General features: G+C 73.4%; 22 protein-coding genes and 2 pseudogenes. 13 read left to right on the forward strand and 11 right to left on the reverse strand.

From position 1 onward, the window contains the following. Window positions 1-5: 5 nt before the first annotated feature. The 4 genes from ACYF6T_RS22285 to ACYF6T_RS22300 form a co-directional block, all read right to left on the reverse strand. The gene (locus ACYF6T_RS22285; RefSeq protein WP_461698559.1) at window positions 6-1,046 is read right to left on the reverse strand and encodes a LacI family DNA-binding transcriptional regulator; all 1,041 of its coding nucleotides are present in this window, start codon (window positions 1,044-1,046) and stop codon (window positions 6-8) included. 589 nt (window positions 1,047-1,635) lie between these two features. Then, window positions 1,636-2,571, reverse strand: coding sequence for an ornithine cyclodeaminase family protein (locus ACYF6T_RS22290; RefSeq protein ID WP_461698560.1), 936 nt, complete (start codon window positions 2,569-2,571; stop codon window positions 1,636-1,638). Window positions 2,572-2,585: 14 nt separating this feature from the next. Continuing rightward, window positions 2,586-3,614 carry a non-homologous end-joining DNA ligase gene (ligD, locus tag ACYF6T_RS22295; protein ID WP_461698561.1) on the reverse strand — a complete coding sequence of 343 codons (1,029 nt, stop codon included), beginning with the start codon at window positions 3,612-3,614 and terminating at the stop codon, window positions 2,586-2,588. A 57-nt stretch (window positions 3,615-3,671) separates the two neighbouring features. After that, window positions 3,672-4,070 carry a nuclear transport factor 2 family protein gene (locus tag ACYF6T_RS22300; RefSeq protein WP_461698562.1) on the reverse strand — a complete coding sequence of 133 codons (399 nt, stop codon included), beginning with the start codon at window positions 4,068-4,070 and terminating at the stop codon, window positions 3,672-3,674. Window positions 4,071-4,156: 86 nt separating this feature from the next. Between ACYF6T_RS22300 and ACYF6T_RS22305 the strand changes: the two genes are divergently transcribed. Next, entirely contained in the window at window positions 4,157-5,221 is a 1,065-nt protein-coding gene (locus ACYF6T_RS22305; protein ID WP_461698563.1) for an ATP-dependent DNA ligase, read from the forward strand. Window positions 5,222-5,225: 4 nt separating this feature from the next. Here the strand turns inward: ACYF6T_RS22305 and ACYF6T_RS22310 are convergent, their stop codons facing one another. After that, complete coding sequence (locus ACYF6T_RS22310; protein ID WP_461698564.1) at window positions 5,226-6,416, reverse strand: zinc-dependent alcohol dehydrogenase; 1,191 nt, start codon at window positions 6,414-6,416, stop codon at window positions 5,226-5,228. A 223-nt stretch (window positions 6,417-6,639) separates the two neighbouring features. Between ACYF6T_RS22310 and ACYF6T_RS22315 the strand changes: the two genes are divergently transcribed. Then, a complete protein-coding gene (locus ACYF6T_RS22315) occupies window positions 6,640-7,590 on the forward strand; it encodes a DUF3048 domain-containing protein (protein WP_461698632.1) in 951 nt (316 codons plus the stop codon). Here the strand turns inward: ACYF6T_RS22315 and ACYF6T_RS22320 are convergent, their stop codons facing one another. Then, window positions 7,591-8,055, reverse strand: a complete 465-nt coding sequence (locus ACYF6T_RS22320) for a MarR family winged helix-turn-helix transcriptional regulator (protein WP_461698565.1) — start codon at window positions 8,053-8,055, stop codon at window positions 7,591-7,593. Window positions 8,056-8,254: 199 nt separating this feature from the next. Between ACYF6T_RS22320 and pcaH the strand changes: the two genes are divergently transcribed. The 5 genes from pcaH (at window position 8,255) to ACYF6T_RS22345 (ending at window position 12,951) form a co-directional block, all read left to right on the forward strand. Continuing rightward, window positions 8,255-9,028, forward strand: coding sequence for a protocatechuate 3,4-dioxygenase subunit beta (pcaH, locus tag ACYF6T_RS22325; RefSeq protein ID WP_461698566.1), 774 nt, complete (start codon window positions 8,255-8,257; stop codon window positions 9,026-9,028). A gap of 6 nt (window positions 9,029-9,034) precedes the next feature. Next, window positions 9,035-9,640, forward strand: coding sequence for a protocatechuate 3,4-dioxygenase subunit alpha (gene pcaG / locus ACYF6T_RS22330; RefSeq protein WP_461698567.1), 606 nt, complete (start codon window positions 9,035-9,037; stop codon window positions 9,638-9,640). Continuing rightward, window positions 9,637-10,971, forward strand: coding sequence for a 3-carboxy-cis,cis-muconate cycloisomerase (pcaB, locus tag ACYF6T_RS22335; RefSeq protein WP_461698568.1), 1,335 nt, complete (start codon window positions 9,637-9,639; stop codon window positions 10,969-10,971). The genes pcaG and pcaB overlap by 4 nt, the downstream gene beginning before the upstream one ends. After that, a complete protein-coding gene (gene pcaDC / locus ACYF6T_RS22340) occupies window positions 10,968-12,095 on the forward strand; it encodes a bifunctional 3-oxoadipate enol-lactonase/4-carboxymuconolactone decarboxylase PcaDC (RefSeq protein WP_461698569.1) in 1,128 nt (375 codons plus the stop codon). The genes pcaB and pcaDC overlap by 4 nt, the downstream gene beginning before the upstream one ends. A gap of 64 nt (window positions 12,096-12,159) precedes the next feature. Continuing rightward, entirely contained in the window at window positions 12,160-12,951 is a 792-nt protein-coding gene (locus tag ACYF6T_RS22345; RefSeq protein ID WP_461698570.1) for an SDR family NAD(P)-dependent oxidoreductase, read from the forward strand. A gap of 30 nt (window positions 12,952-12,981) precedes the next feature. Here ACYF6T_RS22345 and ACYF6T_RS22350 read toward each other — a convergent pair whose 3' ends face one another. Continuing rightward, entirely contained in the window at window positions 12,982-13,254 is a 273-nt protein-coding gene (locus ACYF6T_RS22350) for a hypothetical protein (protein WP_461698571.1), read from the reverse strand. Between the two features lie 241 nt (window positions 13,255-13,495). Further along, window positions 13,496-16,177 (reverse strand): ATP-binding protein, encoded by a 2,682-nt coding sequence (locus ACYF6T_RS22355; protein ID WP_461698572.1) that lies wholly within the window; start codon window positions 16,175-16,177, stop codon window positions 13,496-13,498. A gap of 181 nt (window positions 16,178-16,358) precedes the next feature. Between ACYF6T_RS22355 and ACYF6T_RS22360 the strand changes: the two are divergent. The 4 genes and pseudogenes from ACYF6T_RS22360 to ACYF6T_RS22375 form a co-directional block, all read left to right on the forward strand. Continuing rightward, a pseudogene (locus tag ACYF6T_RS22360) lies at window positions 16,359-17,373 on the forward strand (MFS transporter); the annotation flags it as partial. 86 nt (window positions 17,374-17,459) lie between these two features. Next, window positions 17,460-17,876, forward strand: a pseudogene (locus ACYF6T_RS22365) (MFS transporter); the annotation flags it as partial. Further along, window positions 17,797-18,972, forward strand: coding sequence for an anhydro-N-acetylmuramic acid kinase (locus ACYF6T_RS22370; RefSeq protein ID WP_461698573.1), 1,176 nt, complete (start codon window positions 17,797-17,799; stop codon window positions 18,970-18,972). The pseudogene ACYF6T_RS22365 and the gene ACYF6T_RS22370, both read left to right, overlap by 80 nt. Window positions 18,973-19,021: 49 nt before the next feature. Beyond that, on the forward strand, window positions 19,022-20,050 hold the full coding sequence (locus ACYF6T_RS22375; protein ID WP_461698574.1) for a DUF2510 domain-containing protein: 1,029 nt from the start codon (window positions 19,022-19,024) through the stop codon (window positions 20,048-20,050). A gap of 145 nt (window positions 20,051-20,195) precedes the next feature. On the opposite strand, the gene ACYF6T_RS22380 is transcribed toward ACYF6T_RS22375, so the two are convergent. Beyond that, window positions 20,196-20,810, reverse strand: coding sequence for a TetR/AcrR family transcriptional regulator (locus ACYF6T_RS22380; protein ID WP_461698575.1), 615 nt, complete (start codon window positions 20,808-20,810; stop codon window positions 20,196-20,198). A 236-nt stretch (window positions 20,811-21,046) separates the two neighbouring features. On the opposite strand from ACYF6T_RS22380, the gene ACYF6T_RS22385 reads away from it, so the two are divergent. Then, window positions 21,047-21,844, forward strand: coding sequence for a phosphatase PAP2 family protein (locus tag ACYF6T_RS22385; RefSeq protein WP_461698576.1), 798 nt, complete (start codon window positions 21,047-21,049; stop codon window positions 21,842-21,844). Next, complete coding sequence (locus ACYF6T_RS22390; protein ID WP_461698577.1) at window positions 21,841-22,800, forward strand: DMT family protein; 960 nt, start codon at window positions 21,841-21,843, stop codon at window positions 22,798-22,800. Before ACYF6T_RS22385 ends, ACYF6T_RS22390 begins: the two co-directional genes overlap by 4 nt. 27 nt (window positions 22,801-22,827) lie before the next feature. Here ACYF6T_RS22390 and ACYF6T_RS22395 read toward each other — a convergent pair whose 3' ends face one another. Both ACYF6T_RS22395 and ACYF6T_RS22400 read right to left on the reverse strand, forming a co-directional pair. Beyond that, on the reverse strand, window positions 22,828-23,661 hold the full coding sequence (locus tag ACYF6T_RS22395; RefSeq protein ID WP_461698578.1) for a phospholipid scramblase-related protein: 834 nt from the start codon (window positions 23,659-23,661) through the stop codon (window positions 22,828-22,830). Between the two features lie 65 nt (window positions 23,662-23,726). Beyond that, window positions 23,727-25,784, reverse strand: coding sequence for a phosphocholine-specific phospholipase C (locus ACYF6T_RS22400; RefSeq protein WP_461698579.1), 2,058 nt, complete (start codon window positions 25,782-25,784; stop codon window positions 23,727-23,729). Window positions 25,785-25,984 lie beyond the last annotated feature (200 nt).

Genomic DNA, 25,984 nt, shown 5'->3' on the forward strand with positions numbered 1-25,984 from the left:
CGGCGTCAGGCCGAGGCGCGGCGCACCAGCGTGGTCGGCAGGACGACGCTGCTCGGCGGCGCGCCGCGGTCGTCCTCGCCGGGGTCGCCGTGGCCGAGGCGGCGCAGCAGGAGCCGGGCCATCAGCCGGCCCATCTCCTCGATGTCCTGGCGGACCGTCGTCAGCGGCGGGTCGGTCTGCTCGGCGACCGGCACCATGTCGTCGAAGCCGATCACGGCCACGTCCTCGGGCACCCGCCGCCCGTGTTCGCGCAGGACGCGCAGCGCACCGGCGGCGGTGAGGTCGTTGGCGGCGAACACGGCGTCCAGGTCGGGGCGGCGGCCGAGGAGTTCGCGCATCGCCCGTTCGCCGCCGGCCGGCGTGAAGTCGCTCTCCACGACCAGCCGGGGATCGGCGTCGGCCCGCACGTCCCGGAACCCGTCGAGCCGGTCCGCCGCGGACGTCTGGTCGAGGGGGCCGGTGATGTGCGCGACGCGGGTGCGGCCGAGGGCGACGAGGTGCCGTACGGCCTCGCGGGCGCCGCCGCGGTTGTCGCTGTCGACGTACACCGCACCGCCGCTGCCGTCGTTCCAGCCGGGCCGCCCGCCGAACACGGTCGGCACTCCCGCACGCTGGATCAGCTCCGGCAGCGGGTCGTCGAGGTGCAGCGAGAAGACGAGCGCGCCGTCGACATGGCCGCCGGCGAGATAGCGGCCGACCCGGGCGTGGTCGTCGCGGCCCTCGGTGAGCAGCAGCACGAGCTGGTTGTCGTGCGCGGTCAACTCCTTGCTGATGCCGCGCAGTTGGAGGGCGAAGAAGGGGTCGGCGAAGACGCGGGTCTCCGGTTCGGCGATGACGACGGCGACGGCGTCGTGGCGCCGGGTGACGAGGCTGCGGGCGGCCTGGTTCGGCACGTACCCGAGTTCCTCCACCGCCCGTCGTACCCGCTCGACCAGCGGTTCGCGCACTCCGTCGCCGCCGTTGACCACCCGGGAGACGGTCGCCCGCGAGACACCGGCCCGGGCGGCCACGGCCTCCAGCGTCGGGCGCGGGGCTGGGTCGGTCACTTGGGGCTCCTCCTCGACGGGTGCGGATCAGGATAACTCGCCCCGAACACGACCGTGAGAGCGCTCTCGCTCGGGGCGGGGCCGACGGAGGGGCAGGGCGCCCGGCACGGCGTCGCCGCAGACGGCAGGCGCCACCCGCGTGCCGGTGACGTCCCGTATCGCGGCGACCACCACCCGGCCCCCGCCGCAGCCGCCCCGGCACACCCCGTACAGCTCCAGGCCGGCATGCCCGCGAGCCCCGCCCACGGAAGAAACCCGCCCCCGTCCGCCCGACCTCTCACCCAGCAGCTCCGCACGCAGCCGGCACCCCTGACCCCAGCAAACCCAGACGCCGCTCGCGCCCCTAACCCCAACAGATCCAGCGCCGTCCGCCCCTCACCCCCAGCAAACCCAGACGCCGCTCGCGCCCCTAACCCCAACTGATCCAGACGCAAGTCCCCCCTCACCCCAGCAAACCCAGACGCAAGTCCGCCCCTCACCCCCAGCAAACCCAGACGCCGCTCGCGCCCCTGACCCCAGCAGATCCAGACGCAGGTCCGCCCCTCACCCCAGCAAACCCAGACACAGCCCGCCCCGAGCGACCTACCCGTCACCCCAGCAAGTCCACCCGCAACCCCCGCCCCTCGCCCTCCGCCCGCCGGTACGCCGTCCAGGACAGGGTCAGGTCCTGCCACGGCAGGCCGACGGGGGCGTAGACGGTGCGGGGGGTCGCGCTCGTCCGACCGGGGTGTTCGCCCCGTAGCACCTCTCCGAGTGTCGCGTCGGCGGCCTCGGGCGGCAGGTCGGCGGCCCCCAAGGCGCCCGCTCGCGCGGCCAGTTCACGGTCGTCGACGACGAGCAGCGCGGCCTGAAGCAGATCGGCGGAGAGTTCCCGCTTGCCCGGCTCGTCGGCGCCGAGGCTCGTGACGTGCTGTCCCTCCCGGGTGTCCGCCAGCCGCAGCAACGGCTCCCGTGACCAGGTCGCCAGCAGCACGACGTCGGTCGCCGCCGCCACCTCCGCCGCCGAGCCCGCCACCCGCCCGCCGTGCCGCGCGGCGAACGCGGCGGCCCGCTCGCCGTCCGTGTCATGGACGACGAGCGCACCGACGTCCCGCAGCGCCGACAGCCCGCGCACCATCAACTCGGCCTGCGCCCCGGCCCCGACCACCCCGACGTCCCCGCCCGCCCCCGCGAGGACGTGCGTCCCGAGCGCCGCCGCCAGCCCGGTCCGCCAGGCGGTGACGGTCGCGGAGTCCAGCAGGGCGAGCAACTCGCCGTCCGCCCCGCTGTGCAGGCAGATCACCCCGCGCAACGCCGGTCGCGCCGCGGGGAACTTGGCGTTGACCTTCACCGTGTACGCCCCGATGCCCGGCAGTACCCCGGGGATCAGCGCCGTGGCCGTGCCCGGGAACGGCAGATCGGTGCGCACCCGCTGGCCGGCGACCGGCAGGGCGGCCGAGGCGCGGAACCCGTCGGCGAGTACGTCCAGGCACTCCCCGACGTCGAGGACGGCCTCCAGGTCACTGCGCGTCAGCAGAAGCGTCACCGCTCCATGATCCGTCAGTGCTCCCGCGCGGTCCCCTGATTTCTGGCCCGGCTCGGCTGCACCCGCTTCGGCTCGCCCGGCATCTTCGGATACTCCGGCGGATACGGCAGGTCGCCGAGGCCGTGGTCGTGCTCGTCGCGGCGGGCGAGGTCGAGGAGGGCGTCGAGGGAGTAACGGTGGTCGTCCATGTCGGCGTGCACGTCGCCGAGTTCGGCGAAGCGGGCGGGCATGGTGGCGAGGTCGAAGTCCCGCGGATGCGCGTCGCCGACCTCCTCCCAGCGCAGGGGCGCCGAGACGGGGGCGTGCGGGCGGGGCCGTACGGAGTAGGCGGAGGCGATGGTGCGGTCACGGGCCGTCTGGTTGTAGTCCAGGAAGATGCGCCGGCCGCGCTCCTCCTTCCACCACTTGATCGTCACGTGCTCGGGCATCCGGCGTTCCATCTCCCGTCCGACGGCGATGGCGGCGCGCCGCACCTGCGTGAAGGTCCAGCGCGGTTCGATCGGCACGAAGACGTGCAGCCCGCGCCCGCCGGAGGTCTTGGGGAAGCCCCTGAGACCCCCGAACTCGTCGAGGACCGCGCGCAGTTCGTGGGCGGCGCGGACGGCGTCGGCGTAGTCGGTGCCGGGCTGCGGGTCGAGGTCGATGCGCAGTTCGTCGGGGCGGTCGACGTCGGCACGGCGTACCGGCCAGGGGTGGAAGGTGAGGGTGCCGTACTGCGCGGCCCACAGGACGGCGGCCTCCTCCGTGGGGCACATCTCGTCGGCGCTGCGGCCGCTGGGGAAGGTGATGTGGGCGCGCGGGATCCAGTCGGGCATGTTCTTCGGCGCCCGCTTCTGGAAGAAGGACTCACCGCCCACCCCGTCCGGGTAGCGCTCCAGGGTGGTGGGGCGGTCGCGCAGCGCGCGCAGGATGCCGGGGCCGACGGCGAGGTAGTACCGGGCGAGGTCCAGCTTGGTGAAGCCGCGCTCGGGAAAGAAGACCTTGTCCGGGCTGGACAGCCGGACGGTGCGCCCGCCCGCTTGGAGTTCCACCGCTTCACCCATGCGGCCACGGTATGCATATCCCCGCAGACCTCGCATACCGGACGGAGCGCTCGACGGCTACCCGGACACCGTGTCCGCGTGCCGGTGGACGACCTTCCACGCGCCGTCCTCACGGCGGTAGACCTGGGTGGCCCGCAGCGTGTACGTGCGCGGCCGTCCGTCGACGGAGGCGGAGGTGTGTTCGAAGCCGACCGTGTAGGCCATGTCGCCGCGGACGTCGTACGCCTGGAGGTCGAAGACGTACGAGGTGCAGTGGGAGAAACTCCGGGCCAGGCCGGCGAACAGGCCGTCGAGCTCGGCCTGGCCGTGGGCGTCGCGCCAGGCGCCCAGGACGCTCACCGGCTCCTCGCGCGACCACAGCGCCCGCCGGGGCGCCGCGTCGCCGTTGTGCAGGGCGACCTCCGCCTCGCGCAGTGCGGTCCCGACCCACCTCAGGAAGTCCTCGTCGTCACTCATGCCCCCAGCCTGCTCCGGCGGGCGCCCCCACGCGCGGGCGGCGTCCGCGACAGGCGGACGACCGGGACCGCTCGTAGAGTCGGATCATGGATCTGCCCGTCATGCCGCCCGTGAAGCCGATGCTCGCCAAGTCGGTGGCGAAGATCCCGCCGGGCATGCAGTACGAGGCGAAGTGGGACGGGTTCCGGGCGATCGTCTTCCGCGACGGCGACCAGGTCGAGCTGGGCAGCCGTACCGGCAAGCCGCTGACGAGGTACTTCCCGGAGCTGGTGAGCGCGCTCAGGGAGCGGGTGCCCGAGCGGTGCGTGCTCGACGGCGAGATCGTGATCGCCCGGGAGGGACACCTCGACTTCGACGCGCTCACCGAGCGCATCCACCCGGCCGACTCCCGGGTGCGGATGCTCGCCGAGACGACCCCGGCCTCCTTCGTCGCCTTCGACCTGCTGGCCCTCGCGGACGAGTCGCTGCTGGACGTGCCGCTCACCGACCGGCGGGCGCTGCTGGTCACGGCGCTGTCCGGGGTGACGGCGCCGGTGCACGTGGCGCCGGCCACCACCGACCTCGACGTGGCCCGGGGGTGGTTCGAGGAGTACGAGGGGGCGGGCCTGGACGGCGTCATCGCCAAGCCGCTCACCCTGCGCTACCTCCAGGACGAGCGCGCCATGTTCAAGATCAAGCACGAGCGCACGGCGGACGTCGTCGTCGCCGGCTACCGCTTGCACAAGAGCGGCCCGGTCGTGGGCTCCCTGCTGCTGGGCCTGTACGACGACCGGGGCGGGCTGCAGCACGTGGGCGTGTCGGCGGCCTTCTCCATGAAGCGGCGCGCCGAACTGGTCGAGGAACTGGAGCCGCTGCGCATGGACGACGTGGCGGGCCACCCCTGGGCGGCGTGGTCCGACGAGGCGGCGCACGAGACGGCCCGGCTGCCGGGCGCGCCGAGCCGCTGGTCGGGCAAGAAGGACCTGTCGTGGGTGCCGCTGCGGCCCGAGCGGGTGGCCGAGGTGGCGTACGACCACATGGAGAACGGCGTGCGGTTCCGGCACACGGCCCGCTTCCGCCGCTGGCGCCCGGACCGCACGCCGGAGAGCTGCACGTACGCCCAGTTGGAGGAACCGGTGCGCTACGACCTGGACGAGATCCTCGGCTCCTGAGCGCCTACGGCTGCATCAGCACCTTGACCGCGCCGTCGCGCTTCTTCTGGAACATCTCGTACGCCTGCGGCGCCTCCGACAGCGGCACCCGGTGGGTGGCGAAGTCGTCGACGCCGAGCGGGTCCTCGTCCGTGAGGTAGGGCAGGATGTCGTCGGTCCAGCGGCGCACGTTGGCCTGTCCCATGCGCATCTGGATCTGCTTGTCGAACAGGGTGAGCATCGGCATCGGGTCGGCCATGCCGCCGTAGACGCCGGACAGCGAGATGGTGCCGCCGCGCCGCACCAGCTCGATGGCCGTGTACAGGGCGGCCATCCGGTCGACGCTGAACCGCTCGGCGAACGGGCCGCTCACCTTGCGCGGCAGCATCGCGGAGGCCTGCTGGGCCAGGCGCGCGACCGCGCTGCCGTGGGCCTCGGTGCCGACGGCGTCGATCACGGCGTCGGGGCCGCGCCCGTCCGTCTGGTCCCGGATCGCCGCGACCAGCTCCTTCTCGTCGTCGAAGCCCCTGAGGTCGTACGTCTCCACACCCCGCGCGCGGGCCCGGCGCAGCCGTTCGCTCACCAGGTCCACGCCGAACACCCGCCCGGCGCCGCGCACCTGGGCGATGCGGCAGGCCATGTCGCCGATCGGCCCGAGGCCGAGCACGGCGACGCTGCCGCCCTGGGGGATGCCGGCGTACTCGACCGCCTGCCAGGCGGTGGGCAGCACGTCGGAGAGGTAGACGAAACGGTCGTCGGACGGGCCCTCGGGGACCTTGATCGGCCCGAACTGCGCCTGCGGCACGCGCAGGTACTCGGCCTGGGCGCCCGGCACCGCTCCGTACAGCCGGGTGTAGCCGAACAGGGCGGCGCCCATGCCCTCGCTGGTGACCTGGGTCGTCTCGCACTGGGTGGGCAGCCCGGTCTCGCACATCCAGCAGCTGCCGCAGGCGATCTGGAACGGCACCACCACGCGGTCGCCCACCGACAGGTCCTGCACCCCGGCGCCGACCTCCTCGACGATGCCCATCGGCTCGTGTCCGAGGATGTCGCCCGGTGTCATGAACGGTGTCAGCACCTCGTACAGATGCAGGTCGGAGCCGCACAGCCCGGAGGACGTGATGCGGATGATCGCGTCCGTCGGCTCCTCGATCTTCGGATCGGGCACGTTCTCCACGCGCACATCCCGCTTGCCCTGCCAGGTCACTGCCTTCATCGCGGCCCGCTCCCTCCTTCGCGTTGTCGGTCGGTCCTGCGGTGGCGCCCGGGTACCCGGGCGCCCTGCACCGAACCTCGGACAGGGCCCTTCGGCAGGGCCGATCGGCGTAGTCACCGCGCGCGATCAGAACCGAGCGGGTATGGCCACCAATGAACTTATAAGCGCACAATCAATGACACGGGATGTGGTGGCCACGGTGAGCAGGAGACGGACGGCGCGCATGCGGCGCGCCGCGACGACGGTGGCGCTGCTGGCCGCCACGGCGACGGCAGGGCTGACGGCCGCCTGCACAGGAACGCACACGCCCGCCGACGACGGCCGCGGCCACCCGCGCACGCCTGCCCCGAGCCGCACCGCCGCCGGCTCCGTACTCGCCGTGAAGATCGACAACGTGCCCGCGGCCCGCCCGCAGACCGGCGTCGACTCCGCGGACGTCGTCTACGCCGAGCAGGTCGAGGGCGGGCTGAGCCGGCTGATGGCGGTGTTCGCGACGAAGCTGCCGAAGGTCGTCGGGCCGGTGCGCAGCGCCCGCGAGTCCGACCTGGAACTGCTGCGCCAGTTCGACGACCCGGTCCTCGCCTTCTCCGGGGCCCAGCACAAGCTGCTGCCGCTGATCGACAAGGCGCCGCTGGAGGCCGAACCGCCCGGCCGGCTCTCCGCCGCCTGGTTCCGCGGCACCGGCAAACCCGCCCCGCACAACCTCTACCTGCGCCCCGCGCGGCTGCTGCCGTCCGCCCCCGGCCCGGACGCCCTGACCACCGGCTTCCAGTACGGCGCGCCCCCGCCGGGCGGCACCCCACGGTCCTCCCGCACCGTGCGCTACCCCGCCGCCCGGTTCACCTTCACCTGGTCCGCGAGCCGGCACCGCTGGCTGGTGTCGACCGACGGCACGCCCACCGTGACCACCGCCGGTCAGCCGCTGGCGCCCGCCACGGTCGTCGTGCAGTACGTACGGGTGCGCAGCTCCCGCTTCCACGACGTCCTCGGCAACAACACCCCGTACACCGAGACCGTGGGCTCGGGGACGGCGCAGATGCTGCGGGACGGGCGGGTCTACGACGTGCGGTGGGAACGGAAGCGGGCGACGGACGGCACGGCGTTCACCACCGGGGACGGCTCGCCGGTGAACTTCGCCCGGGGCCAGGTGTGGGTGGTGTTCGCGCAGGCCTGATCAGGGCTGGGGCACGAGGGGTTCCGCAGGGTTGCGCAGCCCCTCGGCCGCGTCCGCGACCCGCCGGATGAGCTCGAAGAACACGCCCTGTTCCGCGGGCGAGAGGGGCGCCAGGAAGACCTGGTTCATCCGCGCGGTGCGCACGGTCAGCTTGCGGTGGGTGCGCACCCCGTCGTCGGTCAGCCGCAGCAGGAAGCGGCGGCCGTCCTGCGGGTCGCGCACCTTGTCGAGCAGGCCGCGGCGGCCGAGCCGGCTGATCACCTCGGCGATGGTGGACCGGTCGAGCCCGACCCGCTCCCCCACCGTGCGCTGGTCCAGGCCCGGCTCGTCGACGAGGGCGTTGAGGACCGCGAACTGCGGCGAGGTGATCTCCTCCGAGACCATCGCGTTCCACAGCAGGTAGTGGGCCTGCTGCAGCCGCCGGGCCAGATGCCCGGGGTGGGTGGTGAGGTCCACCGCTGCCATGCGCGCTCCCGACGTCGTTTTCGTCCGTGCACTGAACAATACCCGGATCGGGCGGCCCTCTCCAGGGCCATATCGCCCCTTGACCTCACCTTTCACCGAGGTCTTGACGGCACACCCGTCCGGTGGCAGCGTGAAGGAAACTTCACCTGAATACTCAGTGCCCTGATTAATTGGTGATCAGACCCCACCGGGACCACTCATGACTCTCACCCAGCACGACATCGACCAGGAGATCGCGGCCGAGCACGCCGCGTACGAGAAGCGGGTCGCCGACGGCGCCCCCGTGGAGCACCATCCGCGCCGGGACTACGCGCCCTACCGCTCCTCCGTCCTGCGCCACCCCAAGCAGCCGCCGATCGCCATCGACGTCTCGCAGGACCCGGAACTGGTGGAGCTGTCCTCCCCCGCCTTCGGGGAGCGCGACCTGACGCACATCGACAACGACCTCACCCGGCAGCACACCGGTGAGCCGATCGGCGAGCGCATCACCGTCTCCGGCCGGCTGCTCGACCGCTCCGGCCGCCCGGTCCGGGGCCAGCTCATCGAGATCTGGCAGGCCAACTCGGCCGGCCGCTACGCCCACCAGCGCGAGCAGCACGACGCCCCGCTGGACCCGAACTTCACCGGGTTCGGCCGGACCATCACCGACGCCGAGGGCCGCTACCACTTCACGACCATCCAGCCCGGCCCCTACCCCTGGCGCAACCACCTCAACGCCTGGCGGCCGGCGCACATCCACTTCTCCATGTTCGGCACGGCGTTCACCCAGCGGCTCGTGACGCAGATGTACTTCCCGAGCGACCCGCTGTTCCCCTACGACCCGATCATCCAGTCGGTCACCGACGACGCCGCCCGGCAGCGGCTGGTCGCCACCTACGACCACAGCCTGTCCGTGCCCGAGTTCTCGATGGGCTACCACTGGGACATCGTGCTGGACGGCCCGAACGCCACCTGGATCGAAGAAGGACGCTGACCCGCCATGACGAAGATCGACACCAGCAACCCGGCGAGCGTGCTGCCCACCCCGTCGCACACGGTCGGCCCCTTCTACGGCTACGCGCTGCCCTTCCGCGGCGGCGAGGACATCGCGCCCCTGAACCACCCCGACACCGTCACCGTCCACGGGTACGTCCTCGACGGCGAGGGCAAGCCGCTGCCGGACGCCTTCGTGGAGGTGTGGGGCCCGGACCCGGACGGCACCATCCCGACCACCGACGGCTCGCTGCGCCGCGACCCGGCGACCGGCGGCTACCTGGGCCGCAACGGCGTGGAGTTCACCGGCTGGGGACGCATCCAGACCGACGCCGACGGCCACTGGTACGTGCGCACCCTGCGGCCCGGCTCCCGCGGCCGCAACGCCCCCTACCTCAGCGTGTGCGTGTTCGCGCGCGGCCTGCTGGTCCACCTGTTCACCCGGATCTACCTGCCGGGCGACGACGCCGCCCTCGCGGCCGACCCACTGCTGTCCCGCCTCGACACCGAGCGCCGCGACACGCTGGTCGCCAAGGACGAGGGCAACGCCACCTACCGTTTCGACATCCGCCTTCAGGGCGAAGGCGAGACGGTCTTCCTGGAGTTCCAGTGACACCTGTCGAATCCGACGACACCGGCCTGCTCGCCCCCGGGTGGGCAGGCTCCCCGGCCGCGGCCGCGACGAGCGACGCGGCCTACCTGCAGGCCCTGCTCGACGCCGAGGCGGCCCTGACCCGCGCCCAGGCCGCCCTCGGCCTCGCCCCGGCCGGAGCGGCCGACGCGGTGACCGAGGCGGCCGACGCCGGCCGGTTTGACGTACGGTCCCTCGCCGAACGCGCCCGCGCGGGCGGCAACCCCGTCATCCCCCTGGTCGCCGACCTGACGAAAGCGGCCGGCGCGGAGCACGGCCCGTACGTGCACCGGGGCGCCACCAGCCAGGACATCATGGACACCGCGACGATGCTGGTCGCCGCCCGCACCCTGGACCTCGTCCTGGCCGACCTCGACCGCACCGAGCGGGCGCTGGCCGTTCTCGCGGCCGACCACCGCGACACCGTCATGCCGGGGCGCACGCTCACCCAGCACGCCGTCCCCACCACGTTCGGGCTGAAGGCGGCCGGGTGGCGGGCGCTGGTGCTCGACGCCAGGGACCGCGTCGCCCGCGTACGGGACTCCCTTCCCGCCCAGCTCGGCGGCGCCGCCGGGACCCTCGCCGCCTTCCAGGTGTACGGCGCCCAGGACGCCGGCGCGCTGGTCGAGGCGTACGCGCGCGAACTCGGTCTCGCCGCGCCGGAGTTGCCCTGGCACACGCTGCGCACTCCGGTCGCCGACCTCGCCGGGGCGCTGGCCTTCACCGCCGGGGCGCTGGGCAAGGCGGCCGCCGACGTGCTCACCCTGGCCCGCACCGAGATCGCCGAGGTGGCCGAGGGCAGCGGCGGGGGTTCCTCCGCGATGCCGCACAAGGCGAACCCGGTGCGCGCCACGCTGATCGCCGCCGCGGCCCGGTGCGCGCCGCAGCTCGCCGCCACCCTGTACGGGTCGCTGGTCGCCGGGGACGAGCGGCCGGCCGGGGCCTGGCACGCCGAGTGGGAGGCGCTGAGGGAGCTGCTGCGGCTGGTCGGCGGAGCGGCACGGGACGCCGCCGAACTCGCCGGAGGACTCCGGGTGAACGCCGACGCCATGCGCGAACACCTGGGCCTGACCCACGGGTTGATCGTCTCCGAGCGGCTCTCCGCCGAGCTGGCCTCCGTGCTGGGCCGCGCCCGCGCCAAGGAGCTGCTCACCGGCCTGGCCAAACGGACCTACGCCGAGGGCCGCACGCTCGCCCAACTCCTCGTCGAAGAGCCGGAGTTGAAGAACGTCGACCTCGACGCGCTCACCGACCCCGCCCGTTACACCGGCTTCGCCCCCACTCTCACCGACCGTGCTCTGGAGCGACGTTGACCGACAAACTCCTCAACCACCGCGCCGAGGGGCCCGCCTCCGCTCCCCCACTGCTGCTCGGGCCCTCGCTGGGCACCTCGTACGCCCTGTGGGACAAGGTGGCGCCCGAGCTGTCCATCGGCCACCGCGTGGTGCGCTGGGACCTGCCCGGACACGGCGGCTCGGCCGCGGACCTCATCGCCCCCGGCGCCACCGTCGCCGACCTCGCGGACCTGGTGCTGGCGCTCGCCGACTCCCTCGGCATCGAGCGGTTCGCCTACGCGGGGGTGTCGCTGGGCGGGGCGGTGGGCCTGCACCTGGCCGTGCACCACCCCGAGCGGGTGTCCGAGCTGGCCGTCATCTGCTCGTCGGCCCACTTCAACGGCGCGCGACCCTGGCGGGAACGGGCCGAACGGGTGCGCGCCGAGGGACTGGAGTGGCTGGTGGAGAGCGCCGGCGCCCGGTGGTTCGCCGGTGACTTCACCGCCCCGGAGCTGGTCCGCGACCATGCCGAGGCCGACCCGGAGGCGTACGCGGCCTGCTGTGACGCGCTGGCCGCGTTCGACCTGCGCGAGCGGCTGCCCGAGATCCAGGCGCGCACCCTCCTGATCGCCGGCCGCGAGGACCCGGCGACCCCGCCGGCCCACCTGCGGGAGATCGCGGACGCGGTGGCGGGCGCCACGCTGGTCGAGCTTCCCGGGGCCTCGCACCTGGCTCCCGCCCAGTGCCCCACGGCCGTGCTCACCGCGCTGCGCGCGCACCTCGACGGCGGCGCCAAGAGAGGCATGGAGGTGCGGCGCGAGGTCCTGGGCGACGCGCACGTGGACCGGGCGCAGGCCCGCCAGACGCCCTTCACCGCCCGCTTCCAGGACTTCATCTCGCGCTACGCGTGGGGCGAGATCTGGACCGACCCGACCCTCTCGCGCCGCGAACGCAGCATGATCACGCTGACGGCGCTGGTCGCGCACGGCCACTACGAGGAGCTGGCCATGCACGTCCGGGCCGCCCGGCGCAACGGGCTCACGCCCGAGGAGATCGGTGCGGTGCTGCTGCAGACGGCCGTGTACTGCGGGGTCCCGGCGGCGAACTCGGCGTTCGCCACGGCGCAGCGCGTGCTGGCCGAGGAGGCGGACGCGGAAGGGTGACCCTGCTGGTGGTACCTCCAGCAGCACCTCGCACAGGTCCCCGCCGTGTGCCTACGGTGGGGACATGTCCACCATCCTGATCACCGGCGCCACCTCCGGGCTCGGCCGGTACGTCGCCTTCGAGCTGGTCCGTTCCGGGCACGTCGTCCTCGCCCACGGGCGCGACGCGGGGCGGACCGGGCAACTGGTCCGGGAACTGCGCACCGAGGGCGACGCGGAGGGCTTCGTCGCCGATCTGGCCTCGCTGGCCCAGGTGCGGGAGCTGGCCGCGCACGTCGCCGGCGCCCGTCCCGACCTGGACGTGCTGATCAACAACGCGGGCGTGGGAGCGGGGGCGCCCGGCGCGGGGCGGGAGGTGAGCGCCGACGGCCACGAACTGCGGCTCGCCGTCAACTACTTGGCGCCCGTCGTGCTCACCCGCGCGCTGCTGCCGACGCTGCGCGGGAACGCGCCCGCCCGGATCGTCAACGTCGGTTCGGCCGGACAGGAGCCGCTCGACTTCGACGACGTCGAGTTCCGCCGCGGCTATGACGGCTTCGCCGCCTACCGGCGGGCCAAGTTCGCCCTGGCGGCCCACACCTTCGCCCTCGCGGAGGAGCTGGCGGACACGGGCGTCTCGGTGAACGTCCTGCATCCGGCCACCTTCATGGACACCGCGATGGTCCGCGAGGGCGGCGTCACCCCCTGGAACACGGTCGCCGACGGCGCCCCCGGCGTCCTCGCCCTGGCGACGAAGGACCTGGGCACGGGCGGCTACTTCGACGGCACGAGCCGCTCCCGGGCACACGAGGGAACGTACGACCCGCAGGTACGCAAGCGCCTGTCGGCGGTGACGGACCAGCTGCTGGCGCTGTGAGCCCCGACCGCGCGGCCGAGTCCCGGCGGATCAGGCGGCGGTGCGCCAGTCGTCCTGGCGAGCCTGTTCGTCGCCGCCCTCCGGCGGGCGCGTGGCGGCCTTCTCCCGGGCGCGCAGCAACGCCCACGCAACAGCCGAGACGCCCGTCAGGTACCACGGCACGGGCCACGCGTACGGCCACCAGCGGGCCGCCGGCGTGGCAACGATGTCGACGGCGGCCGTCGTCATGGCCGTCGCCAGGGCGGCGCACAAGGCGCGGCCGACGTGGCGCACTGCGCGGGCGGATCCGACCGGATCGGTCATCGCGGCAACATCCCTCTGAGGACAGCGGTGCCGGCCGTGGAGTCGGCCGGGCACGGCGACGCTCCGTCAGTGTGCAGGGTGTGAAGTCATGTGCACAGCAAGCACGGTGGGACGGAGGCGACGTTCGCGGCGGCTTTCCGCCACGCCCAAACCCGCGCAAAGGCGCACAGTCTCGCCTGCTGCAGGTCGTTGAACTCTGAACCGGGCGTCGCGGATTCCGGCTTGATCCGGACCCCGGCCGTCAGCGCAGGCCCCGGCCCGTCTCCAGGACCTCCCGCGCCTGGGTCACCAAGCCGTCCGCTCCGCAGGAACGGGCCAGCGCCAGGCCCCTGTTGATCTCGGCGACCGAGCGGGCGGCGATGCCGTACTCGACGCGGGCCGCCGCGTGTTCGTACTGGCAGGGCGAGGCCTCCAGATAGGCGACGGCCTGCGCGGCCAGGCGGACCGCGCGCTGTCCGGTCTCCAGCGCGGCAGCGCACCGCAGGGCCTCGCCGATGGCGGTGTCGGTGCCGAAGCGCTCGGCCTGGCGGCGGGCCTGAGTGGCGAGCTGGGCGGCGCGGGCCGGATCCTGCGTGGCGAGCGCGCGGGCGAGGTCGAGGGCCCAGGGCACCACGACCGGGTTGTGGTGCCCGCGGGCCGCGGCGGCCTTCTCGGCCTCCTCCAGCTCGTTGACGCCCTCCGCGCGGCGGCCGACCGCCAGCAGCAGCCGCCCGCGCACGGACCGCGGATCGGGCATGACGATGGTGGACGGATACGGCGGCGCGAACCCGTACTGTTCGGCGATCGCCCACGCCTCCTCGACGTGGCCGCGGGCGAGCAGGACGTCGACCAGGTTGCAGGTCGCCGTCCAGTACAGGGGCAGCCCGCGGCCCACCCGCTCGGCCAGCCGCAGCGACTCCCGCAGGGATGCCTCCGCCTCCCGCAGCCGGCCGCGCCTGCGGTGGCCGAGCCCGACGTAGGCGTGGGCGAGGGCGAGGTGGCCACCGCTCCAGCCGGCCGACTCGTAGGCGCGCAGCCCTTCGTTGTAGAGGGCCTCCGCGCGGTCGAGACGGTCGGAGTAGACGTAGGAGTTGGCGAGCATCAGCAGCAGCTCGATGCCCCACTCGGTGTCGGTCCAGCCCAGGCCGGGCGCCAGGCGGCCGTTGACGAGGGAGCGGTCGCACAGCTCGACGACCTCCTCGGCGTTCTCCCCCTGCAGCAGCGCGTCGAAGCCGCGCAGCATCAGCAGGGCGCGCTCGGAGTTGTCGCGGCCGGTGCAGGTGCCCGCGAGGTCGGCGAGCCGCTCGGAGCGTCCGGGTGAGGTGGCCTCGCCCGCGTAGATGCCCTCCCACATGTACTGCACCGCCTGCAGCCGCAGCTTGGCCGGGCCCTCCGGCTGCCGGGCGGCCTCGGCCTCGACCGTGCGGACGGCCTCCTCCAGCTGGTCGTTGTGGAGCAGGGCCTGGGAGAGGCGGAAGACGGCGTCCACGCGCACGTGGCCCGCGAGGCCGGGCATGGCCAGCGCGGACTGGAGGTGGTCGATGGTGCGGGCGGGGGCGGTGAGCAGGGTGGCGCAGCCCAGTTCGTACAGCACGCGCGCGTGGACGTCCGGGGTGGGCGGCTCCAGCAGGGCGCGCTCCAGGCAGCGGCGGGCGGCGTCGGGGGCGCCGACGGCGAGGTGTTCGCGGGCGGCCTCGCGCAGCTGCTCGACGAGTTCCTCGTCGTCGTCCGGGTGCACCTTGAGCAGATGGCGGGAGGCCTCGGCGCAGCCGCGTCCGGAGTCGGTGACGATCTGGGCGGCGATGCCGTGCATGGCCGTGCGCATGGCGGGCGGGATGGAGTTGTACACGGCGGTGGCGATGAGCGGGTGGACGAACTCCAGGTCCCCGCCGCCCGCTTGGCGGCCCGCGGAGTCGGGCGTGGTCAGGATGCGGGCGCTGCGCAGCAGTTCGGCGCAGCGCACGGCGTCGTCCCGGCTCATCGTGGCGAGCTTGGCCACCAGGTCGACGGAGATGCCGGTGCCGAGGATGGCGGCCGCCCAGGCGAACCGGGTGGCGGGGATGCCGAGGCCCTCCAGGCGGGTGACCAGACCGCCGCCGCGGGCGGAGCGGTTGAGGGCGCGCAGGTCGGCGGCGGACGACTCGGTCGGCTCCAGCTCGCTGTCCTGCACCTTGGCGAGCAGTTCGACGGTCTCGTACGGGTTGCCGCCGGTGACGGCCCACACCTCGCGGCAGAAGGGGGCGTCGGCGTGCGCGCCGAGGGTGGCGCGGGTGAGGCCGGCGGTGGCCTCCGGCGTGAGGGCGCTGAGGGTGGCGAACGGGCGGCCGGCGGCGGCGACCTCGTCCAGGAGGCGGGCGCTCTCGCCGCTGACCTCGCCGGGGCGGCGGGCGACGACGACCAGCACGGAGAGGTCGTCGAGGCGCTCGGCGAACGCGGCGAGCCACTGCAGGGTCTCCTGGTCGGCCCAGTGGGCGTCGTCGATGAGCAGCACGAGCGGGTAGTCGCGCCGGGCCAGCCGGCGTACGGCGGCGACGAGGCCGTCGCACACGCCCTGCGGGTCGGCGTGGCGCTCGCCGGGGTCGGTGATCCCGAGGGCGGGGCCGGCGATGTCGTACCAGTCGCCGAGGTACTCGCGGGCCTCCTCCGGCATCAGCGACACCAGCGCGGGCTGCAATAACTGCCGTACCACGTTGAAGGGGACCGACCTGAGGGTCTCGCCGCCGCGGGCCGACCAGACCGTGCAGCCGCGCTGCTCCGCGATCCGGCGGGTCTCGGCCAGCAGGGCGGTCTTGCCCAACCCGGCCTCGCCGCGGATCACCAGCAGGCTGCCCGAGGAGGCGCGGTCGGCGCGCAGGGCGTCGACCGCGCGGACGACGGCGGCGATCTCCTCTTCGCGCTCCCACAGGGTGGCCGGGGCGGCCTCCGTGGGCCGTGCCTCCGTCATCCCGCTACCTCCCCGAGTCGCCCGAACGACGTACAGACCTTGAGCGTAGCCGTCCGCGTGCCGAAGTGGAGGCCGGTCCCCGCAGCTGTTGCCGGGACGGGTGACGGCGGGTACGGGCGGGCGACGCGGACGGGCCACGACCTGTCGTCGCATGGCCGACGGACAGTCAAAAGGCGCTGGAATGACGCTGCTTTCCGGTCAACGCGCACCGGTGGCCGACCGTGCCGCGCTACGGGCCCTGGCGGCGGGCTCGGTGGGCAACCTCGTCGAGTGGTACGAGTTCGCGGTCCACGGCTACTTCGCGACGGTCCTCGCCGCGCGCCTGTTCACTCCGGAGGGCGCGGCGGGCAGGCCGAGGCGCTGGTGCGGACGTACGCGTCGTTCGCGCCGGCCTTCTTCTTCCGCCCGGTCGGGGCGGCCCTGTTCGGCCGGCTGGGCGACCGGATCGGGCGGCGGCCGGTGCTCGTCCTGGTCGTCGTGCTGATGACGGTGGCGACGACGCTGATCGGGGTGGTGCCGACGTACGCCACGGCCGGCGCCCTCGCGCCGTGACCGCTCACTTTTCTGAGGGCGCTTCAGGGGCTGTCGGCTGGTGGGGAGTTCGGGGGGCGCGGTGGCGATGATGACCGAGTTCGCGCCGCCGGGGCGGCGGGGGCTGTACGGGGCGGGGAGTTGCGGCCGGACTCTCCACCGTTCTGACGGAACGTCAACTGGACGTGCCGGGCTGGCGGGTGCCGTTCCTGCTGACACTGCCGCTGGGGCTCGCGGCCCTGGGACTGCGGCTGCGGCCGCCGGAGACGCCCGCGTTCCGGGCGCCGCGGGACCCGATCCGGCCGCCGGCCCGCGAGCTGGCTGGCGCGATCGCGCTCGGGGTCGGGCGGGCGATGGGGGGGCGGCGGCCGGGCACGTTCCTGGTCGTGCTGCCGTCGTAGCTGCAGAGCACGCTGGGAGCGGGCTTCCGGGAGGCGCTGGTCGCGACGGTGCTCGCCAACGCGGGCTTCGCGGTCACGATCCTGCCGGCGCGGCTGCTCAGCGACCGGATCGAGCGGCGCGCGGCGATGCCGGCGGGAGCGCTGCTGGTGGTGGTGCTCGCGGCGCCCCTGCTGGGTCTCCTTCAGGGCCGCGGGAGTTCCGCCGTGGTGAAGGGCACGGCGGTGTGCAGGGCGGGCGCGGTGGTGGTGGTGCTTGCGGTGCCCCTACTGGATCTCCGCCAGGACCGCTGGGAGTTCGGCAGTGGCGAAGGGCGCGGCGGTGTGCGGGGGCGGACGCGGTGGTGGTGGGGCTTGCGGTGCCCCTACTGGATCTCCTGCAGGACCGCGGGAGTTCCGCCGTGGTGAAGGGCACGGCGGTGTGCGGGGCGGGCGCGGTGGTGGGGCTGATGGCGGGACCGGGCCCGGCGATGCTCGCCGAGCTCTTCCCCACGACCGTGCGCCACACCGGCCTGGGACTCGCCCACGCCCTGTCGAACGCCGTGTTCTCCGGCTGCGCCGGGCTCGTGATCACCGAAACCGTCCGGCGGACGGGGAACGTCCACATTCCCGGGTACTACGCGGCGGCGGCCTGCGCGGTCAGCGCCCTGGCCCTGGTCAAGACCTCGAAGCGGGAGGCGAGTTGAGCGGATGCGCGTGATCGGCCTGATGTCGGGCACGTCGTACGACGCCATCGACGCAGCGGCGGCCGAGCTGACCCTCGACGGTGACGCCCTCGTGCTGGCGCCGCTGGGGATGGTGAGCGAACCGTACGACGCGACGGTGCGCGAGGCGCTGGCCGGCACCCTGCCACCGGCGTCCGTCCCGCTCGCCGAGGTGTGCCGGCTGGACACGGCGATCGGGCGGGCCTTCGCCGCGGCGGCGCTGCGGGCGGACCGCGAACTGTGTGCCGGGCGGGCCGAGTTGGCCGCCTCGCACGGGCAGACGGTGTATCACTGGACGGGCGGCGACCGGGTGCGCGGCACCTTGCAGCTGGGGCAGCCGGCCTGGATCGCCGAGGCGACCGGGCTGCCCGTGGTCTCCGACTTCCGGCCCCGGGACATCGCCGCCGGCGGCCAGGGCGCGCCCCTGGTCAGCCTGGTCGACCTGCTGTGGCTGCGCGGCCTCCCGGGCCGGTCGGTCGCCCTCGACATCGGCGGCATCGCCAACCTGACCGCACCCGGCGGCACCGTCTTCGGCACCGGACCCGGCTGCGCCCTGATCGACGCCGCCGCGCGCGGCTTCAGCGGCGGGCGGCTCGCCTACGACGTCGACGGGGCCCTGGCCGCCCGCGGCAGCGTCCACGAGCCGCTGCTGGAACGGCTGTCGGGGGAGCCGTACTACGCGCGGCCCGCGCCGAAGACGACGGGCAAGGAGCTGTTCCACCTCGGCCGTCTGCGCGACGCGCTGGCCGGGTTCGGCACCCTCAGGGCCGAGGACGTGGTCGCCACCCTCACCGCGCTGACCGCCCGGACGGTCGCGGACGCCGTGCGCGGCCTGGGCGCCACCGAAGTGATCGCCTCCGGCGGTGGGACCCGCAACCCGGTGCTGATGGACATGCTGCGGCGGCGGCTGCCCGGGGTGGCGGTGCGCGCCTCCGACGGCCTCGGGCTGCCCGCGGACGCGAAGGAGGCGTACGCCTTCGCCGTCCTGGGGTTCTCGACCTGGCACGGACTGCCGGGCACCGAGCCCGCGAGCACCGGGGCGCGGCATGCGAGCGTGCTGGGCTCGATCACCCCCGGACGGGGCCCGCTGCGTCTGCCGGAGCCGGTGACGACACCGCCCGCGCGGCTGGTCGTGCTCCGGGAGCGGCAGGACGGGCCATGAGGCCGGATCCTCTCATCCCGCTTTCACCGACGCCTCATACGGTGGGGGCATGACGCAGGTGACTCCTCCCGGGTGGTACCCCGATCCCGGGCAGACAAGTGAGGGTCCCGCCACCGAGCGCTGGTGGGACGGCAAGGCATGGACGGAGCAGACCCGCCCCGCGGGCTCGGCCGCCGTATGGGGTCCCCCGGCGCAGACGCCCGCGGACGGAGCGTATCCGCCCTACCCCGCCTATCCGGCCCAGCCGCCGGCCGCGCCGCGGCGCGGTGTGCGCACCGGCATAGCCGTGGCGATAGCCGTGGCCGTGCTGGCGAGCATCGGCGTGGGCGTGTGGGCGCTGACCGACGACGGCGGCTCGGGCGGTGCCGGCACCGCACAGCAGGGGCCGGGCGGTTTCGGCGGCCAGGGCGGGCCCGGTGGGCAGGGCGGTCCCGAGGGCGGACAGGGCGGTCCGTTCGGCGGCAACGGCGGAGGCGGCGGCTCCGGAGGTTCCGGCGGCTCGGGCGGTACGCAGTCGCCCGCCCCCGGCGAGTCCGAGGCGCCGAAGATCGACAGCGGTGCGGTGACCGACGCGGTCAGCGGCATCAGCATCCCGATCCCGGACGGCTGGTACGGCCAGGAGATCCAGGTCGGCGCGCAGGTGACGTCCGACGACTCCTACAAGTGCCCCGGCGACACCTCCCAGACCTGCACCAAGGGCGGCGCGTACTCGGCGCCGGCGGTGGTGCTGGGCACCAAGGGCAGCACGGCCGAGGCCGTCGCGAAGGCCGACATCTCGGCCAACGCCACCGAGTCCTACGGCGGCAAGACCTACGGCTCCATCACCTCGCACGACGTGCTGGAGTCCAAGGCGGTCACCGTGGCCGGTCAGCAGGGCTACCTGGTGCGCTGGAAGGCGGTCACGAGCAAGGGCGCGGACGGTTACGTCGAGTCGCTCGCGTTCCCCTCGCCGGCCGACTCCTCGCAGATCGTCGTGGTCCGCTTCGGCGTCGACGTCGGCGAGAAGCAGTCCGTCATCGACGACATCACCAAGGGCATCAAGGTGTCCACGGGCAGCGGCAACGGGCAGAAGGTCTGACCGGCCCCGCACGACGGACGGCCGGGTGGGGCGCCTCTCCGCTCAGAAGGCGCTCCACCCGGCCGGGGGGTGCGCGCCGCCCCCGTCCCCACGGTGCGGCGCGAGCAGGTCACCGCCCGGTCATCCGGGGACGGCGACCTGGGTCTCAGGTCAGGCCCAGTGCGGGCAGCACGGCGGCCTCCACGAAGCGTTCGAGGTAGTCCGGGTCGGCGTACTCGCCCTCCAGCACCGGGCGTACGCGCAGGACGCCGAACATCTGGGCCGGCACGTAGTCCAGCGCCGGGTTGTCGGCGGCGACCTCGCCGCGCTCGACCCCGCGCCGCAGGATCTCCTTCAGCGCCGAGATCTCCGGGTCGACCAGCGCCTCGCGCAGTGCCTGCTGCAGTTCCCGGTCCTGGGTGACGGCGTGGCCGAGGGCCTGGAGCAGCCGGGTGTCCTTGCCCTTCCAGTCGCCCGCGGCCCGCGCGGCCCTGCGCAGGTCCTCGGCAAGCGAACCGGTGTCGATGCCGGCGAACCGGACCTGCCGGGCCGAGCGCAGGGCGGCCGCCACGAACTGGGGTTTCGTCTTCCACTGCCGGTAGAGCGTGGACTTGCTGCACCGCGTGCTCGCGGCGACGCCCTCCATGGTCACCGAGTCGTACCCGCACTCACGGATCTGTTCGAGGACAGCGTCGAAGAACTCCCGCTCACGCTCGGGCGTGATCTTGGAGCGGCGCGAGGCGGCGACCGTCTGCGGTCCGTCCGCGGCCTGCGACGTCATCTGCTCTTCTCCTCGCTCGCGTCGGGCGGTCCCGTCCGCGCGGGACGGTCCGTGTCGGGTGGTCAGAAATTCCCGGATTCCAGTGTGGCGTATGTCTATCGATACGCCAGTGTACCGGTACTCCGACGTATCGGTACACTGGCGTATCGGTACGGAGACGTATCGATGAGTTTCGGCCGCGTGCCGAGTCTCCACTCGCACCACACCACGCACCACGTCAGCGAAGGGGCCGGGGGATGAATGCCCGCACCGAGCCTGTAGCAGCGGGGCCGGACGCGACAGCGCGGCCGCCGCTCGTCCGCGAGCTGCTGCTCGTCGCCGGGCTCTTCCTCGTCTACAAGTTCGGCCGGCAGCTGGCCACCGGCCACACGGCCGAGGCCCTGCACAACGCGCACCGCGTCTGGGACTTCGAACGGCTGCTGCACCTGCCCGGCGAGGGGACCGTGCAGTCCCTGCTGCTGCACGGCGGCGACCTGGCGCAGATCGCGAACACCTACTACGCGACCGTCCACTTCCCGGCCACCGCGGCCTTCCTGATCTGGCTGTACCTGCGGCGCCCGGCCCACTACGTCTGGGCCCGCCGCGTGCTCGCCACGGTCACCGCCGCCGCCCTGGTGCTCCCCTTCACCTTCCCGCTCGCCCCGCCGCGGATGCTGGCCGCCACCGGCCTCGTCGACACCGCGAAGGTCTACGGCCCCTCCGTCTACGGCCCGCCGCGGACCGACCACCTCTCCAACCAGTTCGCGGCGATGCCCTCGCTGCACTTCGGCTGGGCCCTGATGGTGGCGATCGGGCTGATCGTCGCGACCAGGTCCCGCCTGCGCTGGCTGTGGCTGCTGCACCCGCTGATCACCCTGCTGGTGATCGTGGGCACGGCGAACCACTACTGGCTCGACGCGATCGCGGCCACGGGCATGCTGGCCATCGCACTCGCCGTCATCCACCCGCCGCACCGCACCGCGACCACCGCCGGACGCGGCACCGGCACACTCGTACCGGCCGAGGAGAACGTCCTGGTGGGAGCGGGCCGATGAACGCCACGCTGCTCGCCGTCGCCCTCTCCCTGGTCTCCGCCGTCGCCTACGCCGCCGCCGCGGTCGCCCAGGAACGGCTCGCCGCCCGCACCTCCGACGACACCGGCACGCTCGGCATGCTGGCCAGCGGCGCCTGGTGGTGGTCGGTCGTCCTCAACGCCTCGGCCGCGCTGCTGCACGTGGTCGCCCTCAAGTACGGTCCGCTGACGCTGGTGCAGCCGCTCGGCGCGCTCACCCTGGTGGCCGCGGTGCCGATGGGCGCACGTGTGGCCGGGCGGCGGGTGAGCGCGGTCGAGTGGCGCGGCACGGCGCTCACCCTGCTCGGGCTGTCCGCGATCCTGGTCACCGCCTCCGGACCGGCGCCCGAGCGGGTGCTGAGCCTGACCGAGGCCGTGGCGGTGGCCGGTACGACGGCCGCGCTGATCGGCATGCTGTCCTGGCCCGGCGCCCGCCCCGGCCTCCGGCACGCCACGGCGTCCGGTTTCGCCTCCGGGGTGGCCTCCGCCCTCACCCAGACGGTGACGGTGGCCGCGACCGACCGCTCGGGTCCCGTGCTCAGCGTCCAGGTGGTCGTGGTGGCGCTCCTCGTCGCCGCGTTCGCCGCGGGCGGCCTGCTGCTGTCCCAGACCGCCTACCGCGGCGGCCTCGGCGCGCCGCTCGCGGTGGTGACCCTGGCCAACCCGGTGGCCGCCGCCGTGATCGGCCTGGCCCTGCTCGGACAGGGGCTGCGCGGCGGCGCCGCCGGCATCCTGCTGGCGCTCGCGGGCGCGGCGCTGGCCGGGTGGGGCGTCGTCCTGCTGTCCCGGGCGACGCCCGAGCCCGTCCCGGCGTACGACGACGGCCACGGGGAACACCCCGTGGCCGTGGTCCTCGCGCTGGAGCCGGAGTCGGCCGCGGCCGAACCGGCGTTGCTGCCCCGGCAGAGTGCCGAGCCGGGGCATCTGACTCCGCTGTAGCCGCCGGCCGGGACCGCCGGCGGGGCGTCAGCCCAGGCCGCGGGAGTCCTGCTTCAGTGCCGTGTCGACGGTGAGCGCCGTGGCGACGACGAGGCTCAGCAGCGGCTCCGGCAGCTGGTAGTGGATCTGCAGGACGTAGTTGTCCGCGGTCGTGAACATCGTCTTGGCGAGGCCCTCCCAGGTCTTGGTGATCCGGGCGACCTCGTTGTCCGCGTGGTCGACGATCGCGAAGTTCCAGGCCCGCCAGTTCTCCGCCCTGATCGCGCCGACCTGCCGGCCGCCCGCGTTCATGGCGAAGTTGATCTTCCCGATCATGTTCTTCTGGACGATCTCGCCGACCTCCGAGCCGTCCGGACGCGACACGATCACCCGGGACTTGAAGAACTTCGCGGGCCGGGTCAGCACCAGCTGGGGCTGACCGTGGGCGTCGCGGATCTCCAGCTTGTGGGTCATGAACTGGTCGAGACTGGAGACGAAGCGCAGCACCTTCTTCAGCGCGCTCTGCCCGACCTCGGTCACCGAGCCGATCTGGTTGCCGTTCTGATCCATGACCTTGTACTCGTTGGTCAGCTCGATCAGCTTGGCCTTCTGGTTGACCACCAGGACCGGCTCGGTGAACAGGGTGCCGCCGCCGGGGCCGCCCGCGCCGACCCCGGCCTGCTGCTGCACCTGACGCTGCACGCGCGGGTCGGGGCCCGCGGGCTGCTGCCGGGGCGCCTGCTGGGCGGCCGGGGTCTGCCCGCCGCCCTGGTCCGGGTTGGTGTGCTCGGTCCACTGGGCGCCGTCCCAGTAGCGCAGGGTCCGGGGCGCTCCGTGCGGATCCGGGTACCAGCCCGCAGGTGTGTTCGACTGTGTGGTCACCGGGGCACACTACCCCGAGCCCACCGGCGGCTGGCCAGCCCCCGCGACGCGCTGTTCCTCACCGTTCACTCCGTGATGATCGCCGGGTCGCTGACACCGGGACGCCCGTTCTCGACATGTCCGGCGAATCGCCGCAGGAAGGTCGCGTCGGCCTCCGAGGTGACGGTCAGGTCGTACCAGCGCCGGCTCGCCGCCAGGTCGACGGTGTGCCGCACGGTGGCGCCGGGCCGCACGGTGAACGTGCGCGGCCGGCAGCCGTAGCCACCGGTCAGCTTCAGACGGACCGTGCCGGAGCCCTTGTTGGTGAGGGTCAGCTCGATGTCGTCGCCGCTGTGGCGGGCGGTGACCTCGGGACCCGCGGTCCTGTTCGGGCCCTTGAAGACGCGCAGGAAGCCGTTCGGGCCGTGCACGCTCAGGTCGTAGGAGCCGCCGGAGTACGCCGAGTTCCAGGTGTCGGCGACGGTCTTGCCGGCCTCGGTGGTGTAACTCCAGGGGCCGTCGGTGCGGTTGCCGGAGGTGACGAGGAAGGCGGCGCCCGCCTTCGCCCCCGAGGCGAAGGTGAGCGTGAACTTCCCGGCCGCGGTGTCGGCCGAACCGTCCACGTACGGGGCGTACTTGAGCGGCCGGGCGGGACGCAGGCCACGCTCCTGCTTCGGCAGGACGGGGTTGGCCGGCGGGGTCGGGACGTAGTCGGGGTGACGGTCGTGGTCCGGCGGCTGGTAGCCGTCGGTGCCGGGCAGGGCCACCGGCTTGGTGTCCTTGCGGGAGAAGTCGAAGGCCGAGGTCAGGTCGCCGCAGACGGCCCGGCGCCAGGGCGAGATGTTGGGCTCGCGGACGCCGAAGCGGGCCTCCATGAAGCGGATGATCGAGGTGTGGTCCATCGTCTCGGAGCAGACGTAACCGCCCTTGCTCCACGGGGAGACGACCAGCATGGGCACGCGCTGGCCGAGGCCGTAGGGACCGGCGACATGGCTGCCGTCGCCCTTGAAGACGTCCGGGCCGACGTCGACCGTCGACTTGCCCTGCGCGGCGGAGGCCGGCGGGAACGGCGGGATGAGGTGGTCGAAAAAGCCGTCGTTCTCGTCGTAGGTGATGAACAGGGCCGTCTTCGCCCACACCGTCGGGTCGGCGGTCAGCGCGTCCAGGACCTGGGCGACGTACCAGGCGCCGTAGTTGGCGGGCCAGTTGGGGTGCTCGGTGAAGGCCTCCGGGGCCACGATCCAGGAGATCTGCGGCAGCCTGCCGCCCTTGACGTCGGCCTTGAGCCGGTCGAAGAAGCCCTCGCCCGTGCGGGCGTCGGTGCCGGTGCGGGCCTTGTCGTACAGCGGGTCTCCGGGCCGGGCGTTCTGGTACTGCTTGAAGTACAGCAGCGAGTTGTCGCCGTAGTTGCCGCGGTAGGCGTCCTGGATCCAGCCCCAGCCGCCGTTCGCGTCCAGGCCGTCGCCGACGTCCTGGTAGATCTTCCAGGAGACGCCGGCCTTCTCCAGCCGCTCGGGGTAGGTCGTCCAGGCGTAGCCGGCCTCGTCGTTGCCGAGGACCGGGCCGCCGCCCTGGCCGTCGTTGCCCGTGTAACCGGTCCACATGTAGTAGCGGTTGGGGTCGGTGGAGCCGATGAACGAGCAGTGGTAGGCGTCGCAGATGGTGAAGGAGTCGGCGAGCGCGTAGTGGAAGGGGATGTCCTCGCGGGTCAGGTACGCCATGGTCGTACTGCCCTTGGAGGGCACCCACTTGTCGTACTTGCCCCCGTCGAAGGCGGCGTGGCCGTCGTTCCAGCCGTGCGGGAGGTCCTGGATGAAGGCGAGGCCCAGGTCGTCGGCGTCGGGGTGGAAGGGCAGGATGTCCTTGCCGCCGGCGTCCGCCTGGTACCACACCGGCTTGCCGTCCTGGCGGGTGGTGACCGGGCGGGGGTCGCCGAAGCCGCGGACGCCTCTGAGTGAACCGAAGTAGTGGTCGAAGGACCGGTTCTCCTGCATCAGGACGACGATGTGCTCGACGTCCTCGATCGACCCCGTGCGGTGGTTCGCGGGCAGCGCCGCGGCGCGCTGGATGCTGTTGGACAGGGCCGTGAACGCGGTGGTCGCGCCCGCGAGTTGCAGGAAGCGGCGCCGGTTGACTTCGGGCATGGGTGGGTGCCTCTCATCCTTGGGTGCGGATGGCCGGAACGTGACGGATTGCGCGCGGTGCGAGTGTTCCAAGAGCAACAAACGTCAGGGAAGGGTCCGGTGGCGCCCATGTGAAAGTCGTCGATACGGACGGGGCGACGGCCCGGCGGTGGGCACTGACAGCACATTTCGGTAACGCGGTCAAGCGCACCGCGCAAAGC

The sequence above is a fragment of the Streptomyces sp. 7R007 genome (genome assembly GCF_054850255.1).

Coding starts and splice junctions, on each gene's coding strand:
- ligD (WP_461698561.1), bottom strand. CDS start 3,614: ATGGGTGAAGCGGTGGAACTCCAAGCGGGCGGGCGCACCGTCCGGCTG.
- ACYF6T_RS22300 (WP_461698562.1), bottom strand. CDS start 4,070: ATGAGTGACGACGAGGACTTCCTGAGGTGGGTCGGGACCGCACTGCGC.
- ACYF6T_RS22305 (WP_461698563.1), top strand. CDS start 4,157: ATGGATCTGCCCGTCATGCCGCCCGTGAAGCCGATGCTCGCCAAGTCG.
- ACYF6T_RS22310 (WP_461698564.1), bottom strand. CDS start 6,416: ATGAAGGCAGTGACCTGGCAGGGCAAGCGGGATGTGCGCGTGGAGAAC.
- ACYF6T_RS22315 (WP_461698632.1), top strand. CDS start 6,640: ATGCGGCGCGCCGCGACGACGGTGGCGCTGCTGGCCGCCACGGCGACG.
- ACYF6T_RS22320 (WP_461698565.1), bottom strand. CDS start 8,055: ATGGCAGCGGTGGACCTCACCACCCACCCCGGGCATCTGGCCCGGCGG.
- pcaH (WP_461698566.1), top strand. CDS start 8,255: ATGACTCTCACCCAGCACGACATCGACCAGGAGATCGCGGCCGAGCAC.
- pcaG (WP_461698567.1), top strand. CDS start 9,035: ATGACGAAGATCGACACCAGCAACCCGGCGAGCGTGCTGCCCACCCCG.
- ACYF6T_RS22345 (WP_461698570.1), top strand. CDS start 12,160: ATGTCCACCATCCTGATCACCGGCGCCACCTCCGGGCTCGGCCGGTAC.
- ACYF6T_RS22350 (WP_461698571.1), bottom strand. CDS start 13,254: ATGACCGATCCGGTCGGATCCGCCCGCGCAGTGCGCCACGTCGGCCGC.
- ACYF6T_RS22355 (WP_461698572.1), bottom strand. CDS start 16,177: ATGACGGAGGCACGGCCCACGGAGGCCGCCCCGGCCACCCTGTGGGAG.
- ACYF6T_RS22370 (WP_461698573.1), top strand. CDS start 17,797: ATGCGCGTGATCGGCCTGATGTCGGGCACGTCGTACGACGCCATCGAC.
- ACYF6T_RS22375 (WP_461698574.1), top strand. CDS start 19,022: ATGACGCAGGTGACTCCTCCCGGGTGGTACCCCGATCCCGGGCAGACA.
- ACYF6T_RS22380 (WP_461698575.1), bottom strand. CDS start 20,810: ATGACGTCGCAGGCCGCGGACGGACCGCAGACGGTCGCCGCCTCGCGC.
- ACYF6T_RS22385 (WP_461698576.1), top strand. CDS start 21,047: ATGAATGCCCGCACCGAGCCTGTAGCAGCGGGGCCGGACGCGACAGCG.
- ACYF6T_RS22390 (WP_461698577.1), top strand. CDS start 21,841: ATGAACGCCACGCTGCTCGCCGTCGCCCTCTCCCTGGTCTCCGCCGTC.
- ACYF6T_RS22400 (WP_461698579.1), bottom strand. CDS start 25,784: ATGCCCGAAGTCAACCGGCGCCGCTTCCTGCAACTCGCGGGCGCGACC.